Source organism: Pseudomonas sp. Sample_9 (genome assembly GCF_004307535.1).
GTDB lineage: Bacteria > Pseudomonadota > Gammaproteobacteria > Pseudomonadales > Pseudomonadaceae > Aquipseudomonas > Aquipseudomonas mercuritolerans.
Map to the genome: position 1 here is coordinate 1 of NZ_RAZO01000399.1, position 972 is coordinate 972.

General features: G+C 61.2%; 1 protein-coding gene and 1 pseudogene. Both read left to right on the forward strand.

Going from position 1 to position 972, the window contains the following annotated elements; translation table 11 throughout:
- Window positions 1–180, forward strand: a pseudogene (locus tag D6877_RS22940) (tRNA pseudouridine(13) synthase TruD); the annotation flags it as partial.
- Window positions 168–917: a 5'/3'-nucleotidase SurE gene (surE, locus tag D6877_RS22945; protein WP_024011837.1), complete on the forward strand. Its 750-nt coding sequence runs from the start codon at window positions 168–170 to the stop codon at window positions 915–917. The pseudogene D6877_RS22940 and the gene surE, both read left to right, overlap by 13 nt.
- Window positions 918–972 lie beyond the last annotated feature (55 nt).

Below are 972 nucleotides of genomic sequence, written 5' to 3' on the forward strand. Positions count from 1 at the left end.
ATGAGCCATGAACGTCGCATCCTGCGGCTGCCCATTGGCGGGTTGACGTGGCATTATCCCCAACCTGACATTCTGCAACTGGAATTCGTCCTCCCGGCCGGATGCTTTGCCACCGTATTGGTGCGCGAGCTCGTTGATCTGGTGCCGGTGGGGCAGACGGACAGCCCATGCGTATTCTGATTTCTAACGACGATGGGGTAACCGCGCCCGGTCTCGCCGCGCTTTATGCTGCGCTGGCGGATTACACCGAATGCGTGGTTATCGCCCCGGAGCAGGACAAAAGCGGCGCCAGCAGTTCGCTGACGCTCGACCGTCCGCTGCACCCGCAATACCTGGCCAATGGCTTTATCAGTCTCAACGGCACACCGACCGATTGCATTCACCTGGGCCTTAACGGCTTGCTTGAGCGCGAAGCGGACATGGTGGTTTCCGGCATCAACCTGGGCGCCAACCTCGGTGACGATGTGCTGTATTCCGGGACAGTGGCAGCGGCGCTTGAAGGACGTTTTCTTGAGCGCCCATCGTTTGCGTTTTCACTGGTCTCGCGTCAGGTGGATAACCTGCCGACCGCGGCCTACTTTGCGCGCAAACTGGTCGAGGCCCACGCCGGGCTCGATCTGCCGCCGCGCACGGTACTCAACGTGAACATTCCCAATCTGCCTATCGATCACATCCGTGGCATTCAGTTGACCCGGCTCGGCCATCGCGCCCGCGCGGCGGCGCCGATGAAAGTGGTCGATCCGCGCGGCAAGGCCGGTTACTGGATTGCTGCTGCCGGCGACGCTGAAGATGGCGGCCCGGGCACCGATTTTCATGCCGTGATGCAGGGTTATGTGTCCATCACGCCGTTGCAGCTCGATCGCACCTTCAATGATGCCTTCAGAAGTCTCGATGGCTGGCTTGGAGGGCTGAGCTGATGCGTGAACATGACGACCGCCTGCGCAGCGGCATTGGCATGACCTCCCAGCGTAC